This window comes from Sulfitobacter sp. 1A13368, assembly GCF_043557275.1.
GTDB lineage: Bacteria > Pseudomonadota > Alphaproteobacteria > Rhodobacterales > Rhodobacteraceae > Sulfitobacter > Sulfitobacter faviae.
Map to the genome: position 1 here is coordinate 82,612 of NZ_JBIFFR010000003.1, position 15,372 is coordinate 97,983.

The 15,372-nt window shown below is 63.8% G+C and carries 12 protein-coding genes; 2 read left to right on the forward strand and 10 right to left on the reverse strand.

The genetic code is table 11. The features are described from left to right. Positions 1 to 2: 2 nt before the first annotated feature. Together ACGYK4_RS07465 and ACGYK4_RS07470 are read left to right on the forward strand one after the other, a co-directional pair. Positions 3 to 995: a murein transglycosylase A gene (locus tag ACGYK4_RS07465; RefSeq protein ID WP_394430565.1), complete on the forward strand. Its 993-nt coding sequence runs from the start codon at positions 3 to 5 to the stop codon at positions 993 to 995. After that, positions 992 to 1,576, forward strand: a complete 585-nt coding sequence (locus ACGYK4_RS07470; RefSeq protein ID WP_394430361.1) for a Smr/MutS family protein — start codon at positions 992 to 994, stop codon at positions 1,574 to 1,576. The genes ACGYK4_RS07465 and ACGYK4_RS07470 overlap by 4 nt, the downstream gene beginning before the upstream one ends. Here ACGYK4_RS07470 and ACGYK4_RS07475 read toward each other — a convergent pair. From ACGYK4_RS07475 to ACGYK4_RS07520, 10 genes are all read right to left on the reverse strand, one after another. Next, positions 1,573 to 2,790: an MFS transporter gene (locus ACGYK4_RS07475; RefSeq protein ID WP_394430363.1), complete on the reverse strand. Its 1,218-nt coding sequence runs from the start codon at positions 2,788 to 2,790 to the stop codon at positions 1,573 to 1,575. The two genes, ACGYK4_RS07470 and ACGYK4_RS07475, sit on opposite strands and share 4 nt — an antisense overlap. A 38-nt stretch (positions 2,791 to 2,828) precedes the next feature. Further along, the gene (hslU, locus tag ACGYK4_RS07480; protein WP_067267727.1) at positions 2,829 to 4,130 is read right to left on the reverse strand and encodes an ATP-dependent protease ATPase subunit HslU; all 1,302 of its coding nucleotides are present in this window, start codon (positions 4,128 to 4,130) and stop codon (positions 2,829 to 2,831) included. Further along, on the reverse strand, positions 4,127 to 4,687 hold the full coding sequence (hslV, locus tag ACGYK4_RS07485; protein WP_394430365.1) for an ATP-dependent protease subunit HslV: 561 nt from the start codon (positions 4,685 to 4,687) through the stop codon (positions 4,127 to 4,129). The genes hslU and hslV overlap by 4 nt, the downstream gene beginning before the upstream one ends. Before the next feature lie 198 nt (positions 4,688 to 4,885). After that, on the reverse strand, positions 4,886 to 5,206 hold the full coding sequence (gene trxA, locus ACGYK4_RS07490; RefSeq protein ID WP_007118424.1) for a thioredoxin: 321 nt from the start codon (positions 5,204 to 5,206) through the stop codon (positions 4,886 to 4,888). 36 nt (positions 5,207 to 5,242) lie between these two features. Continuing rightward, positions 5,243 to 8,614 (reverse strand): double-strand break repair helicase AddA, encoded by a 3,372-nt coding sequence (addA, locus tag ACGYK4_RS07495; protein WP_394455851.1) that lies wholly within the window; start codon positions 8,612 to 8,614, stop codon positions 5,243 to 5,245. After that, entirely contained in the window at positions 8,611 to 11,568 is a 2,958-nt protein-coding gene (addB, locus tag ACGYK4_RS07500; protein ID WP_394455852.1) for a double-strand break repair protein AddB, read from the reverse strand. The genes addA and addB overlap by 4 nt, the downstream gene beginning before the upstream one ends. Further along, positions 11,561 to 12,253: a nucleotidyltransferase family protein gene (locus ACGYK4_RS07505; protein WP_394455854.1), complete on the reverse strand. Its 693-nt coding sequence runs from the start codon at positions 12,251 to 12,253 to the stop codon at positions 11,561 to 11,563. The genes addB and ACGYK4_RS07505 overlap by 8 nt, the downstream gene beginning before the upstream one ends. Further along, positions 12,226 to 13,239, reverse strand: a complete 1,014-nt coding sequence (locus ACGYK4_RS07510) for an aminoglycoside phosphotransferase family protein (protein ID WP_394456134.1) — start codon at positions 13,237 to 13,239, stop codon at positions 12,226 to 12,228. Before ACGYK4_RS07510 ends, ACGYK4_RS07505 begins: the two co-directional genes overlap by 28 nt. Beyond that, positions 13,236 to 13,709, reverse strand: coding sequence for a tRNA (adenosine(37)-N6)-threonylcarbamoyltransferase complex ATPase subunit type 1 TsaE (gene tsaE / locus ACGYK4_RS07515; RefSeq protein WP_394430374.1), 474 nt, complete (start codon positions 13,707 to 13,709; stop codon positions 13,236 to 13,238). Before tsaE ends, ACGYK4_RS07510 begins: the two co-directional genes overlap by 4 nt. Before the next feature lie 56 nt (positions 13,710 to 13,765). Beyond that, positions 13,766 to 15,292: a PAS-domain containing protein gene (locus tag ACGYK4_RS07520; RefSeq protein ID WP_394430376.1), complete on the reverse strand. Its 1,527-nt coding sequence runs from the start codon at positions 15,290 to 15,292 to the stop codon at positions 13,766 to 13,768. Between the last annotated feature and the right edge of the window lie 80 nt (positions 15,293 to 15,372).

A 15,372-nucleotide genomic window follows, 5' to 3' on the forward strand; every position in this document is an offset into this window, starting at 1 on the left:
CGATGAACACGCCGTCCGCAGCAGAGGTGCATTATACCGTCATGGATTTCGACCAGCTTGAGGGCTGGGCCGAAGATGACCACGCCGCCGCCTTTGAGGTTTTCACCAGTACCTGCGGCGACATGAAAGACGTCGATTGGCGCGCGCTCTGTAAGCTGGCCAAGGATGGCCCCGACCCGCGGCAGTTTTTCGAATTGTTCTTTCGCCCCGTTCTGATGGAAGACGGCAAAGACGCGCTTTTCACTGGGTATTTCGAACCTGAGTTGGATGGTGATCTCTACCCCTCTGCCCGATTTCAATATCCCATCTACGCCATGCCCCCCGAGGCCGAGCAGATCCGCCCCTGGCTCACTAGACGCGAGATCCTAGATGGCGACGTGATGCGCGACCGCGGGCTTGAGATCGCTTGGGTCGATGACCCGGTTGAGCTTTTCTTTCTGCAAATTCAGGGTTCTGGCCGTATTCGCCTGCCCGATGGCAGCTATCTGCGGGTGGGCTATCGCGGCGCGAATGGTCATGATTACCGCTCGGTCGGGGTCGAATTGGTGCGGCGCGGGGTCTATGAGGCGCATCAGGTCAGCGCCGATGTCATCAAGAACTGGGTGCGTCGCAACCCCGAAGATGGCCGGGAACTGCTCTATCACAATCCCTCTTACGTATTCTTCCGCGAGGTCAGCCGCGTGCCCGCCGACAAGGGGCCGCTGGGGGCGATGAACCGATCCATCACCGCCATGCGCAGCATCGCGGTGGACCCGTCGCACGTGCCGCTCGGCGCGCCGGTCTGGATTGAGAAAGACGGGAAGAAACCCCTGCGCCGTCTGATGGTCGCGCAGGATACAGGCTCGGCCATTAAGGGCGCGCAGCGTGCGGATGTTTTCTTTGGCACCGGTGACAAAGCGGGCCGCGCGGCGGGCCGTCTGCGTGATCCGGGGCGGATGATGGTCTTGATGCCCATCCAACGCGCCTATGCTTTCCTGCCGGAGAGCGCGATATGAAACGGCGCCGCTTGAACGAAGACGATCTCGAACTTTGGCGCCGGGTGACCGAGCGGACCGAGAAGCTGGAGTTAAATAAGCTGTTCACGCCCGAGATCGACGCCCCCGCCCCTGCCCCGCCGCAGGTTCGGCGCGCCAAGATCGCCCTGCAGGGCAACAAGCCGCAGCCCAACATGAAAAAGCGCAGCAATGACCTGCGCCCGACGTTGGCCGAACAGATGAAAGCTGCGCCGGTTCAGATGGACCACAAGGCTTACGGAAAGCTCAAACGTGGCAAGCTGCGGCCCGAGGGCCGGATCGACCTACATGGCATGACCCTCGACCGGGCGCATCCGGCGCTCAATGGTTTCATCATGGATGCCCATGCCCGGGGTAAAAGGTTGGTGCTGGTGATCACCGGTAAGGGCAAGCGGCGCGACGACGGTGGCCCGATCCCCGTGCGCGACGGGGTGTTGCGCCATCAGGTTCCGCAATGGCTGTCGATGCCCCCGCTTAGCAGCCTCGTGCTTCAGATCGCGCAGGCCCATGTCAGCCACGGCGGCGGCGGGGCCTATTACGTTTACCTACGGCGCAACCGCTAGCCGCGCAGCAGCGGTTTGTAGTGCGCAATAGCCCATGCGGCCAAACCAGCCGCCAGCAGATAGTAAAGCGCAATTGGCAACATTTGCTGCGGGAAATCGACGCCCAAGTCGATAAACAGCCCCGTCACCCCCGGCCCGATGGCCGAGCCAAAGACCATCAGCGCGGCGGCGACCGCTTTAATCGACCCCACATGACGGGTGCCGAAATACTCGGCCCAAAAGGCCGCCGGGGCGGTGGATTGCATGCCTTGCCCCATGCCGAAAATCAGCAAACCGATCCCGGCCATCCAGAGCGTGTCGGCATAGGCCAGCACTGCGAATGACAGGGCAAAGGGCAGCATCATCACCGGCACCACGCGGCTGACGCCAAAGCGGTCAATCGCCCATCCCGAGAGGAAGGTCGAAGCCACGGCAGAGAGCGTATAGACCGGCATCAACGCCACGAATTCGACCAAGACCCAGCCCTTCACTCGGGTCAGATGCACCTGCTGAAAGAACAGAGCGGTGCCCCATGCGGCGGGGCCGATGGCCAGCGGAATGATCATCCAGAACAGGCCCGAGCGGAACATCTCTGCCCGGGTCCAATGTCGCCCTTTCATGCCCGCGCGCTGTGCCTGATCCGCCATGCTTTGCGGAGTGCGCTCTTGCCGCAGCAGCATCAGGATCACGGGGATCGTCAGCAACACCAGCACGGCGGCCAGCACCCAAAGGCTGCGCCAGTGAAAGCTGGCGAAAAGCGCCACGAAGATCACCGGCAAAAATGCCTGACCAGCGGCGAAACCCATCGAGGATAGGGAAAGCGCTTTGCCGCGTGAGGCTTCGAACCAGCGCACCATGGCGACCTGCCCAAGCTGAGACATCATCCCCTGCCCGGTCAGCCGCAAGGCGTAGATGACAAAGATCAGCGCAATCCAATTCGGCACCGCTGCCATCGCCAGACAAGCCCCCGCCAGCGCCAGCATCACGCCAAGGGCCAGCACCCGCACGCGAAAGCGGTCCGTCAGCACCCCGGCCCAGACCATGGTGATGGCCGAAAACGTCGTGCCGATGGTATAGATGCCGCCCCATTGGCCGTCGCTTAGGCCAAAGTCGCCCTTCACCGCCCCCGCAAAGAGCGAGATGAAATAGGTTTGCCCATAGGACGAGGTGAAGGTCAGCAGGAAACCGGCCAGTAGAAACAGCCAGTTGCGCTGCAGAAATGAGAGGTATTCCATGCCCCTTTCATCGCCGGGGCATGGAGGAAAGGAAAGCCCTAAAGAACGTAGCGGCTGAGATCGGTGGAGCGGGTCAGTTCGCCAAGGTTCTTTTCAACGAAATCGGCATCGACGGTGATCTCTTGCCCCGAGCGATCAGGCGCGTCGAAGGAGACTTCTTCGAAGACCCGTTCCATCACCGTGTAAAGCCGCCGCGCGCCAATATTCTCGACCGAGGTGTTGACCTCTGCCGCGATCTTGGCCAGCGCCGCGATGCCCTCTTCGGTGAAGGTCACGGTCAGTTCCTCGGTCCCCATCAGGGCGGTGTACTGCCGCGTCAGCGCATTGTCGGTTTCGGTCAGGATGCGGACAAAATCATCCTCGGTCAGCGCCCGCAGTTCGACGCGGATCGGCAGACGTCCCTGCAATTCGGGCAAAAGGTCCGAAGGCTTGGCGATATGGAACGCGCCCGAGGCGATGAAGAGGATATGGTCGGTCTTCACCGGGCCATATTTCGTCGAAACGACGGTGCCTTCGATCAGCGGCAGCAGGTCGCGCTGCACCCCTTCGCGGGAAACATCGCCACCGCGCGCGTCAGAACGGGCGCAGACCTTGTCGATCTCATCAAGGAAAACGATGCCGTTCTGCTCGACCGCTTCAATGGCGGCGCGGTTGACGGCTTCGTCGTCGAGCAGCTTGTCGGCCTCTTCGCCCACCAGCACGTCATAGCTATCGGCCACGGCCATGCGTTTTTTGGTGGTGCGGCCCCCCATGGCTTTGCCGAAAATATCGCCGAGGTTCATCATCCCCATGCCTTGCTGGCCGGGAATGTCCATCATCGGGAAGGGGCTGGAGGTATCGGCGACCTCAAGCTCGATCATCGTGTCGTCGAGTTCGCCTGCGCGGAGCTTCTTGCGGAACATCTCGCGCGTGCCGTCGCGGGCATCGGTGCCGGCGATGGCGTCGATGACACGATCCTCAGCGGCTTGTTCGGCCTTAGCTTTAACGTCTTCGCGCATGAACTCGCGGGTCATGGCGATAGAGCTGTCCACGAGATCGCGGATGATCTGTTCCACGTCGCGGCCAACATAGCCGACTTCCGTGAATTTCGTCGCCTCAATTTTAATGAAGGGCGCGCGGGCGAGCTTCGCCAAGCGGCGGCTGATCTCGGTCTTGCCGACGCCGGTGGGGCCGATCATCAGGATGTTCTTTGGGTAGACTTCGTCGCGCAGGTCATCGCTCAATTGCTTGCGGCGCCAGCGGTTTCGCAGGGCCACCGCCACGGCGCGTTTGGCGTCGTTCTGGCCGATGATATAGCGGTCCAGTTCGGATACGATCTCGCGGGGGGTCAGGTCGGTCATGCGGTGATTTTCTCCACGGTGAGTTTGCCGTTGGTGTAGACGCAGATGTCAGCGGCGATCGCCATGGCATCACGGGCAATGGTTTCGGCGTCCCGGTTGCTGTCCATCATGCCGCGCGCGGCGGCGAGGGCATAGTTCCCGCCCGATCCGATGGCGGCGACCTCATGCTCCGGCTCCAGCACATCGCCCGCGCCGGTGATGACCAGCAGGTCTTTCCCGTCGGTGACGATCAGCATCGCTTCGAGCTTTTGCAGGTATTTATCGGTGCGCCAGTCCTTGGCCAATTCGACACTGGCACGGGCCAATTGACCCGGTGTCGCTTCCAGTTTGGCCTCCAGCCGTTCCAGCAGGGTAAAGGCATCCGCGGTGGAGCCCGCGAACCCCGCCACCACGTCATAGCCGCCGGGGCTGAGCTTGCGCACCTTGCGCGCGGTGCCTTTGATCACGGTCTGGCCGAGGCTGACCTGTCCGTCACCGGCAATCACCACTTCGCCGCCTTTTTTGACGCCAATGATCGTGGTCCCGTGCCAACCGGGGAAATCGTCGTTCTGTGCCATGGGGCCTCCTGTCGCTTGGCGCTCTATATGGCCCCCGTGGCAGGGCAGGACAAGGGCAGCGCCGGTTGCGCGTGGGGCAGGGCTGCCGTTCGTGATGCGGGGGCACGCTTGCGGTGATGTGGCCAGAGGCTTTGCCCAAATGAAAAGGGCGCCCCGAAGGACGCCCGTTTTCGTAACTCAATGCCTAAGGCGTTAACCTTAGATGGATTCTTCGATCCAGCTTTGCAGGGCCGCCTTCGGGCGCGCGCCGGCGAGGTTGGACACGACCTGACCGTCCTTGAAGATGAACAGCGCCGGGATACCGCGCACGCCGACTTGGGCGGGCGAGTTCGGGTTTTCGTCGACGTTGACTTTGACGATCTTCACGCGACCGTTCATTTCATCCGACAGCTCTTCCAGCGAAGGGCCAATCTGTTTGCACGGGCCGCACCATTCGGCCCAGAAATCGACCAGAACCGGAATGTCCGAATTTTTGACTTCGGCGTCGAAAGTGTCGTCGGTGACTGCGACGGTTGCCATGATGCTCTCCTGACAGGAATGGGTTGAGGCCTGAACCTATGAATGCGCGGCAGTGGCGTCAAGATATGGCAGGGCACGCAGGGCATTTGTCACGATATCGTTGGGTAACACCATAAGCGCGGGGGTCGCGGTCCATAGAATGGCCGTCTCGATCCGCCGATCCGGGTAGATCTGGCGCAGCATATGAGCATAGGCCCCCATCTGGCGCAGCAGCCCGTCGGGGCAGGCCTCAGCCGTGCCGGGGACCACGCGGTTGGTCTTGAAATCGACAGCAAGGATGCGATCCTCGGCGATCACCAAACGGTCGATCGTGCCATGCAGGCGCTGGTCTCCGAGGCTGCCGGTCACGGGCACTTCGGCGAGGGTTGTCTCAGCGAACAGCGGGGCGAGGGCAGGGGTGTTCAGCACCGCTTCCGCCTCATCTTCCGCGCGGGCGATCATCTCGGCGGGGTGTGTGCGGGCCAACCGCTCTAGAAAGACTTCCCGGGCATCCGCGCCCATCAGTGGCAGATGTTCCAGCAACTCATGAACCAGCGTGCCATAGCTCAACGCAGTGTCCATATCGAGCCCGGCCTCACCCGCAAGCGCCTTGGCTCCGCCGAGATCCGAGGGCGACAGGGTCTTGTCCTCTCCCTTGGGGGAGGGGGCGGGGCGGGCGAAAACAGGGTCTAACCTGGGCGTTGTGACGGTTTTCTCTGGCGTCTCTATGATGTCGAGCGCATCCCAATCGCCCTGTTGATAGCGCAGCGTGCCATCGTCGCCCAAAGGCTCGGCCCGGAGCCGGGCCAGAGCGGCTGCGGTGATTTGATACCAAGAGGATTCATCTTTCGACAATTCCCCCGCCGCTGCCACGATCAGCCATTTTTCGGCCCGCGTCATGGCGACATAGAACAGGCGAAGTCGCTCTTGCAGCGCGGCCTCTTTCATCTCGTCCAGCCGGACGCGCATGGGCTGGGGCATGTCATCCGCCGGGGCTTTCCAGACGGGGGTGCCGTCAACGGTGATGATCTCATCCTTGATCGTCACATCGCGCCGCCCGGTGTCGGGCAGGATCACGATTGGCGCTTCCAGACCCTTGGCCCCGTGCACCGTCATCACCCGGATCTGGTTCGACGCGCTGTCGATCTGGCGTTTGATTTCCAGATCATCGGTCTGCATCCATTGCAAGAACCCGGTCAGGCTGGGCACCGTGCCGCGCTCGTAAGACAGCGCTTGGCTCAGCATCGCGTTGATCCCATCCTCGGCCTCTGGCCCCAACCGTGCCAGCAGTTTGCGGCGCCCATCGTGGCGGGTGAGGATGCGTTCGACCAGATCGTAGGGGCGTAGGTAATCGACCTGCCCGCGCAGGTCGCGCAGCACGGCGAGGGTGGCGGCGTGGGCCTCGGTCTGGTTGCGCAGCGCTTGCCAGAGGTGATCCTCCTTACGGTAATGGGCGAGGGTGAAAAGCTCTTGTTCCGACCAGCCGAAAAGTGGCGATTTCAGCGCGGTGGCTAGCGATAGATCGTCGTCCGGCGTTGCAAGGAACGACAGGATCGCCGCCAGATCGCGCACCGCCAGTTCGGCCCCAACCTTGAGCCTGTCGGCCCCGGCGATGGGCAATTCCGCCGCCTTGCAAGCGCGGATGATCTCGGAAAAGAGGGCCGAGCGGCGCTGCACGAGGATTAGAAAATCCCCCGGTTGGATGCGCCGCCGCGCTAACCCGCCCTTGCTGTCATCGGGGAGGTAATGCTCCTCGGTCGTCAACTCCTTGATGCGGCGCGCGATGCGTTCGGCCAGTTGCACCGTGTGATGCCGCGCGCTGCGTCGGTCGACGGGATCGGTCCAATCGCCTTCTTCGTCAGGGCCTGCCTTTTCGATGAAGGGCCAAAGATCGACGCGGCCGGGCAGGCGATCTTTGAAGGCCATATGGCCGTCATTGGTAAAGCCGGTCTGGATCGCGGGGTCGAAAACCCCATCGACCGCTTGCAAAATCGCCGAAGAGGAGCGGAAGGAATAGGCGAGGCTGCGGCGCTGGAAAAACTGCCCGGCCTCACCGATCTTTTGTTCGAATGTCGTGCCTTTGCGGTCCAGCTCTTCGGGGTCCGCGCCTTGGAAAGAGTAGATCGATTGCTTCTTATCGCCCACGACGAAGAGGGTGCGATCCACCTCGTTACGCGCCCCGGCGCCGGAGTAAAATTCATCCGTCAGCCGTTCGATCACGTCCCATTGCCGGGGCGAGGTGTCCTGCGCCTCGTCGACAAGGATATGGTCGATGCCGCCGTCGATGCGGAACAGCACCCAAGCGGCCACGGCCTTGTCGGTCAGCAATGCGCGGGCTTTGAGGATCAGATCGTCAAAGTCGAGCCAGCCGCGTTTTTGTTTCTCATCCGCGTAGCGTTCAAGAAAGCGGGCCGCGAAACGGTGCAGCACATAGGATTTGCGCGCCGCCTTTAGCGCCAGCCGCGCTTCGCGGGCATCTTCGACGCGTTGCATCAATTGCTCAAGCTGCGGCATCTGGTCGGCGATAACCTTTTGCGTCGGCTTGGTCGGGAAACTGCCGATCTTGGCGGTGAAGGGCGCCTTGGCGCCGCTGCCGGTCAGGAGGATGTTTTCAAGCTGGTGCAGGGCGGACAGATCATAGCGGTCGATCTCTTGCAGCGCCGCGCCCGCCTTGCCGTCATTGCCGCCTTTCGCCAGCAGATAGGGGATGATCTCGGCCATCATCGCCGCTTCGCTGCCAAGGAAAACCGAGGCCGCGATCTTGTCTTCGGTCAGGTCTTCGGGCTGGGCGAAAAGCGCTAGGATCTCGGCCCAAGAGCGGGGCGTGCTGAAGGCATCACGCTGGCCCACGATGCTGCGGGTGAGGCTGGCGAAATCTTCGCCCGTGTAGTGCCGCGCAATCTCGGCGACCAGCGGGGCGTCTTCGCCTTCGGCCATCTCATCGACGATCTCGGCCCGCAGCAGATCGGCGGCGCGGTCTTCGATCTCGGTGAATTGCGGGCTGACCTGCGCCTCCAGCGGGAAGCGGCGCAGAAGGGCCGCGCAGAAAGAGTGGATGGTCTGAATTTTCAGCCCGCCGGGCGTCTCGATCGCGCGGGCAAAAAGGGTGCGGGCATTGCGCAGTTGCTCGGGTGTCAATTCGCCCTGAACGCCAAGATCGGCCAAGGCGCTGCGCAGTGCCGCGTCCTTCAGCATGGCCCATTCGCCCAAACGTTTGAACAAGCGGTTCTGCATCTCCGAGGCGGCGGCCTTGGTATAGGTCAGGCAAAGGATGTGCTGCGGCTCCACGTCGTCGAGCAGCAGCCGTGCCACGCGGTCGGTCAGCACGCGGGTCTTGCCAGAGCCCGCGTTGGCGGTCAGCCAGGTGGAGGCATCGGGCCGCGCCGCTTCGATCTGGGCGCGGGTGGCATCGTTGAAATCACGCATCATTCCAGATCCTCCGGTCGGGCGGGGCTGGTGCCATCCCATTCCCCGAACCGCGCCAATTGGTCAAAGTTTCCGGCAAAGGCATCGCTTTGCACCATCCGCCGCGCGGTAAAGCCCTGACCCTCATCGAGGTAGCGCGAGAGCAGCGCGTGCAGACCGGCCAGCACCTCTTGCGGGTTTTCCTCCTCCAGCGGGGCGGGGACTTCGACGGGTTTCGACCCTAGACCGATAAAGGCGGCATGGGCCACATGGGCCACGCCCACCTCGGGAAAACCGCCCCGTTCGACCATCGCCGCTTCGATCAAGAGTTGCTTGTCGAACAGCCGCTGCTCCTTTTTGCCGGGCGGGGTGCCGGTTTTGTAGTCGTAGATCAGCACATCGCCGTCATCGGTCTGGTCGATCCGGTCGGCAAAGCCGCTGAGGGTAAAGCCGAGGTCGGCAAAGGTGTAGCTGCCCCGCGCGCCCTGTTCAAAAGCGACGGGGCTAGAGAACTCGGCGCGTTGGCTTTCGCGGGCGATGAACCAATCGGCGATCCGGTCGATACGGGCCAGCCACATGGCGCGGGCGGCGGGCCAGGGGGCTTCTTCCTCCAGCACCTCGGCGGCCACTTGCATCAGCGTGTCGCGGGTCAACCGCGCAGGATCGCGGGCCACCAGTTTGACGAAATCCTCCATGATGCGGTGCAGGACGATGCCGCGCACCGGCGCATCCGGCGATTGCACCAGCGGGTTGATCGGACGCAGTTTCAGGCTGTGTTTGGCATAGATCGCGTAAGGATCGCGGATCAGCGTCTTGATCTCGGTTACCGACAGTTTGCGGGGGCGCGCCGCGCGCGGCGGGCGGGGCGAGGGGCGCGTGGCCGGGGCGGTGCGCTCCACCGCTTCCAAGGCGCGCACCTGATCCAGCCAGTGGTTGCCACGCTGCTGCATGGCCTTCCACGCCTCCGGCCCGCCGGTGTCGCCCAAGCCGCCCAACAGGTTGCCCAAGCGGTTCAGCCAGCGTGATGGCACCATCTCGGCCTCGTCCGAGCGGATCGCGCGGGTGATCCAAACCTCGGGGCTGGCGATGGCCTGTTGATAGTCATGCGCCGACAGGCCGATACGCCGTTCGGGCAGCAGCAGCCCGGCCTTCTCGCGCATCTGACGGTTGAGCCATGGATCGGGCGGCGGCGCTTCGGGCCATGTGCCTTCGTTCAGACCGCCGAGGATGACCAGCTCGGCCCCCTGCACCCGCGCCTCCATCGTGCCCCAGATCATGATATCGGGATGCGGGGTATCGGCCTCGCGCACCTCTTCTTGGGCCAAGAGCGCGCCCAAGAGATCGGCATAATCGGCGGCGTTCATCGCCCCGCCGTGGGGGGCATGTTCCGTGAGGTTCGCCATCACCGCCTCGGCCGCGATGCCCGCGCCTTGCTGCCAAAGCAGGTGGTCGGGATCGGCGGATTGCCCGGCGGCGATCCTTTCGGCCAGCGCCAGATGCGCGGCGACGCATTCGGGCAGGGGCCGCTCTCCGGGGGTGTCGTGGCCGGGAAAAACCTCGCCCAGCCAAGCGACCCAATTGCGGAACCCGCTGGGGTCTTCCATCCGTTTCGCGGCGCGCTCTGCAATCTCGGCCAAGCCTTCGGCGTCGGGGTAGGGCAGCCCATGGCGGCGGATCTCATCCTCCAAGCGCTGGGTATAGAGCTGGTGGAAATTCCGCCCCGCGCCGCTGTGGGTCAGCGGGTGTTTCAGCAGGGTCAGCAGCGCTTCGGCATCCAGTTTTCGGACAAACAGCGCCGCCACATGGCGTAAGAACCGCCCCGGCGGGGAGAGTTGCAGCGGCATCCCGGCGCTGTCGTCGGGCAGAATGCCCCACCGGTCGAGCGCTGCGGTGACCTGCCGGGTGAGCATCCGGTCGGGGGTGATCAAGGCGGCCTTCACGCCTTCCTCGGCAGCTTGGCGCAGGCGCAGCGCGATGGCCAAAGCCTCGACCCGGGGGGTGGGTGCTTCGATCAGGGTAATGTCAGCGGTGGCACCTTGCAGGTCTTCCAGCTTCGGCCCTTCGTTCAGCCAAGCATGGGTGACGGGCGCAGGCCGAAGCGAGAGCGACACCAGCTTGTTGCGGGCGGTGGATACCGGAGGCATCTCGCACCACGGCGCGACCGCGCCACGCGCCACGCCGAGCATGTTCATCAGCTTGCGGAAGCGGTATTGTGGGTGATCCTCGGCCAGAAGCGCCTGATCCAACTCGTTCCAAACGGCGGTCGGCATCTCGAAATCGAACCCCGGCAGGATGATCGCGCCTTGCGGCAGGCGGGCCACGGCCTCCATCAGCAGCGCCGTGGTCCCGCGCGACCCGGTGGAGCCAGCAAGGATCACAGGATGCTGCGGCGGGCTGTCCTGCCAGCGGGCGATGATCCGGGAGACCAACTGCCGCCGACGTGCCTCGGCATCCGGGCGGGTGGTGGTTTGGCCGAGATAATCATGTGCAATGGCAAGGAACCGCTGCGCCCGCTCCCAATGGGCGGAGAGGTGGCCGACATCCAGCCCGGCCACCGTTTCGGGCGAGACCCCTTCGCCCTGCATCTCGTCGATCAGCCCCGCAAGACTGTCCGACAGCGCATAAAGCGAAGCGCGCGGCGCGAGATCCGGCGCGGCATCCAGCAAGTGCGACACCAGTTGAATGAGTTCCAACCGCCGTTGCAGCGGCGGTGTCGGCGCGGGCAGCGCAATACCGGGGGCCAATGCATCAAGGTCGGTGATCAGCCGGATGCGCGGTAGAAACCCCGCCGGGCCCGCATCGAAATCATGGCGCAACCGGCGGGCCATGCGGTTGGTGTTGACCAGCAGTTCGACACGGGCCATCGCCTCGGGCGGGCCATTTTCCAACCGGTCGCAAAGCCCGCGCACCAGTCCGCGCGGAAAGTCGACACCGGGGGCAAGGCCAAAGACGCGGGGGCTGTCCTGAGGCTCAAACATCGGCACCTGCCAATAGGCTTTCGGCAAGGGGAATGCCGCCCGGGTGCCCCACATCGCACCAGCGCCCGGGATAGGGCAGGCCAAAGAGCGTTTCGCGCTTAAGCATCATGTCCCACAACAGGTTGAGCGAGAATGCCTTGGCGTCGATATCGGCCAGCAGGTCGGTCTTGATGATCTGCACCCCGCCATAGACCTCACCCGGCCCGCGTTGCAGGCGGCCATCCGCGGCGCGGGTAAAGTCGCCCGTGCCGCCATGGCCAAGGGTGTTCTCCAACGGCACGGTCATCAAAAGCGCGTCCATCCGTGCCGGATCCCATGCGTTGCGGAGCATTTCGAGCGGGTTCGCCCCGGCCCAGATCGCGTCACTGTTCATGGTGAAAACGGGGCCCGTCCCCAACAGCGGCAACGCGTTGCGCAGCCCGCCGCCGGTGTCGAGAATCTGGGGCGTTTCGATCACCGTTTGTACATCCTGTGCTTTCAGATGTGCCTCTAACTGGTCGGGCAGGTAGTGCAGGTTCGCCACGATCCGCGCAGGCGTAATCCCGCGGGCAAGGTCGAGCGCATGGTCAATCAAGGGGCGCCCGGCGACCGGCACCATGGGCTTGGGCTGGTTCTGGGTGAGATGTTTCATACGCGTGCCGAACCCGGCCGCGAACATCATGATGGCGTCGGGATTGTCGCGCATTGGCTTTTCAGTTGCTCCAGAAATTCGGGGGTCGGCGGGGGCAGCACGCCTGCGATTGCCTCCGCCGCATCGGCAAGCGCGGGATGGCGCAGGTTATGTTGCAGATGCTGCCAGACGCGGGGGATTAGATCGACGTAATGCGGTTTGCCATCGCGCAGACAGAGGCGCGCAAAGATGCCCAAGATGCGCAGATTGCGCTGGGCGCCAAGCAGTGCATAGGCGCGGCGGAAGGGGGGGGCCGCCTGTCCGGTTTGGGCAAGGTAATCGTCGATGATCTGCGCCTCCACCGCCCGGGGCACATCGCGGCGGGCGTCTTGGAGGATCGAGACGAGATCATAGGCCGGGTGGCCGAGCAGCGCGTCTTGAAAATCCAGCAAACCGACCCGCGCCGCCCCTTCGCGCTCTGGCAGCCAGAGCAGGTTCTCGGCATGATAATCGCGCAGGATCACGACCTTTGGGCTGTCATCCAGCGCAGCGGCGAGGGGGTGGAAAGCCTCAGCAAAAGCGGCGTTTGCCTCTCGTCCACCCGCGGGTGCGTAGTAGTCGAAGGCGGGGGCTGCCATATCCGTCAGCCAATCGGCATCGCAAATCGGCAGTTCCGGCAGGGGGGCGGCGTGCAGTTTCACCAGCACGTCGGCGGCGGCGCGGTAGAGGGGGAGTTCCCGAGCCGGATCCGCGGCCATGAGCCGCGCAAAGAGGTCATCGCCGAGGTCTTCGATCAGCAGCAGACCGTTGTCATTGTCCGCATGATAAATCTCGGGCGCGCTGAGGCCACAGTCTGCCAGATGCGCGGCGACATGACGGAAGGGTCGCACGTCTTCACCGCGTTCCGGTGGGGCGTCCATCAGGATGGCCCGCGCTCCATTCGCTTTGCGCAACCGGTCATACCGCCGGTTGGAGGCATCGCCTGCCAGCAGCTTGCGGGAGGCTTCGGCCCAGCCCGCGGTTTGCAAAAAACCTTTGATCAATGCGGCGCGTTCGGTCATTTGCGCCACGCCGCCAGCTTCTCGGCCCAATCGCCGCCGGACCATTCTGCGGTCAGCCTGCGGCTGTCTTCTTCGGTGCCGGGGCTAAGGCTGATCTCTAGGGCATCGGCTGGGGCGAGCGGGCCCAGCCGATCCGGCCATTCCACCAAACAGATCGCATCGTGAAAGGCGTCGATCAGCCCGAGCTCCTCAATCTCATGGGTGGAGGTCAGCCGGTAGAGATCGGCGTGCCAGATCGCGCTGCTTGCCGTGTCGTAGGTCTGCACCAAGGTGAAGGTGGGCGAGGGGATATCCTCGGGGTGGTCGAGCAATTCGGTGATCAGCGCGCGGGCGAAATGGGTCTTGCCCGCGCCGACATCGCCGCTGAGCAGGATGACATCGCCGGGAGACAGGCGGCGGGCCAGTTGCCGGGCGCGCCCAGCGGTGTCATAGGGGCCGCTGAGCAGGAGGGAAAGGGTATCGTCGGACATGCCCCATGCTTAGCGTCCCGACGCGCAGCCGCAAGATTAAAGCGGCTGGGAGTGACCTAGTTGGAGGGTTGCCGCCGGTCGGCCGCCGAAGGAGCGTTAGTAGGCTCCGACCGGTCCGCGCCGACGGGGATCGGACAAAAGCGTATGAGCGTGGCACCCGATGCGATGGCCGAGACCTCGCAAGAAAGCGGCGCGCCCTGATGCGGGTAGATGGGCATGTTCCAGCCCGCGCGGTCGCCCCTGCCCATGACGAATTCCACAACATCGGGCCAGAGTGGATTGGCCGCCGACATTTCCTGCCAGACCCGGATCGCATCGTTGATGGTGATCTCGGCAAAGCTTTTGTCCGGGTCCTGTTTCCACCGGGCGCGATAGGCGGCGTTGCAAAAGGTCAGCACGCCGGAGGCGGAGAAGACGGCGAAACCATCTTCGAGCGTGTCGAGCAGGCTTTGGCTCTGTTCAAGTTCGGCCCGAAAATTGCGGGTCAGGGTCACCTCGGCGGTGATGTCTTCGATCAGGAAAGCGGTGGCGCCATCGGGGTGGGGCCGGCCCCGGATGCTGTAGGTCTGGCCGTTCTCCAGCGACCAAGTCTCTTGATAGCGGCCATCGGTTGCGGCGGCGATAACTTCGGCGATTTCGTGACGCCAATTCTTGTAATTCTTCGGCTCCGGCATGCGGCGGCTTTCGCGCAATTGGTCGAAGAAAGAGACAATCGTAGGCCGGGCGCTGAGAAATGGGGCAGGCAGATCGGTCAGGTCGACCAGCGCGGGGTTAAACAGGGCCAATTGCCCGTTGCGGTCAAAAATCGCGAGCCCGATGGACAGATGCGCAAAGGTTTTGGCGAGGGTTTGGACAAAGTTGCGCTGCGCCTCTTCGGCGGCGACCACGGCATTGATGCAGGTGGCGTGGTAGACCTGCACATTATCCTCGGTCGTGGTGGTGAGCGCGTACCAATCGGGCTTTTCCCCATCGCTACGCCGCAAGCAGACGCGGTTGGGATGGTCGGGCGAGGGGGTGCTGAACAAGGCGGCGCCGCCGCAGTCCGGGTCGGGTTGGACTTTGCGTTTCAAGGCCCCGTAGGCCCGGTTGTGCCAGATGATACGCCCGCTCGCGTCGGTCTGCCACGCGGGGTTCGGGCTGGTTTCGCTGGCCCGGCGCAGTGCGGCGAGTTTCTGAAACGTCCCTTCCGTGATCTCTTCGGTCGCGCGGGTCTGGGGCAGGTGCAGCCAGCAGAGCGCGTCGCGCCATGTGATGCGCAGCTCTGACGGGCTGTCGCCATCCTCTGCCCTAAGGGTCAACTTGCCGGTGGCCCCATGCCGGGGCGTGCGGGGAAATTCGGGAAACCGCGACAGCAGCGCATCGCGAATATCTTCCCACTGGTGATAGCCGGGTGCGAGGGCAAAGCGGGTCAGCGCGTCGTTGGAGCCATGAACCAACTGGCCCTCTTCGAACAGCAGGCTCATATCATCGATGCCGGGGGGTGCCGCCGCCGGTCGCCCCGCAGCCGCGCCGAGCCACCAAAGAGCGGCCAGCGCGGTGACGGAGGCGGCGGCAAGCACGATGATGACATCCGGCAATGCCACGACGGAGACCCCTTTCGGCAAATGCGACGCCCTATTTTGAGCCCCAATGGTTAACGGTGGGTTAACAAACGCGCCAATCC

Coding starts and splice junctions, on each gene's coding strand:
- ACGYK4_RS07465 (WP_394430565.1), top strand. CDS start 3: ATGAACACGCCGTCCGCAGCAGAGGTGCATTATACCGTCATGGATTTC.
- ACGYK4_RS07470 (WP_394430361.1), top strand. CDS start 992: ATGAAACGGCGCCGCTTGAACGAAGACGATCTCGAACTTTGGCGCCGG.
- ACGYK4_RS07475 (WP_394430363.1), bottom strand. CDS start 2,790: ATGGAATACCTCTCATTTCTGCAGCGCAACTGGCTGTTTCTACTGGCC.
- hslU (WP_067267727.1), bottom strand. CDS start 4,130: ATGACCGACCTGACCCCCCGCGAGATCGTATCCGAACTGGACCGCTAT.
- hslV (WP_394430365.1), bottom strand. CDS start 4,687: ATGGCACAGAACGACGATTTCCCCGGTTGGCACGGGACCACGATCATT.
- trxA (WP_007118424.1), bottom strand. CDS start 5,206: ATGGCAACCGTCGCAGTCACCGACGACACTTTCGACGCCGAAGTCAAA.
- addA (WP_394455851.1), bottom strand. CDS start 8,614: ATGATGCGTGATTTCAACGATGCCACCCGCGCCCAGATCGAAGCGGCG.
- addB (WP_394455852.1), bottom strand. CDS start 11,568: ATGTTTGAGCCTCAGGACAGCCCCCGCGTCTTTGGCCTTGCCCCCGGT.
- ACGYK4_RS07505 (WP_394455854.1), bottom strand. CDS start 12,253: ATGCGCGACAATCCCGACGCCATCATGATGTTCGCGGCCGGGTTCGGC.
- ACGYK4_RS07510 (WP_394456134.1), bottom strand. CDS start 13,239: ATGACCGAACGCGCCGCATTGATCAAAGGTTTTTTGCAAACCGCGGGC.
- tsaE (WP_394430374.1), bottom strand. CDS start 13,709: ATGTCCGACGATACCCTTTCCCTCCTGCTCAGCGGCCCCTATGACACC.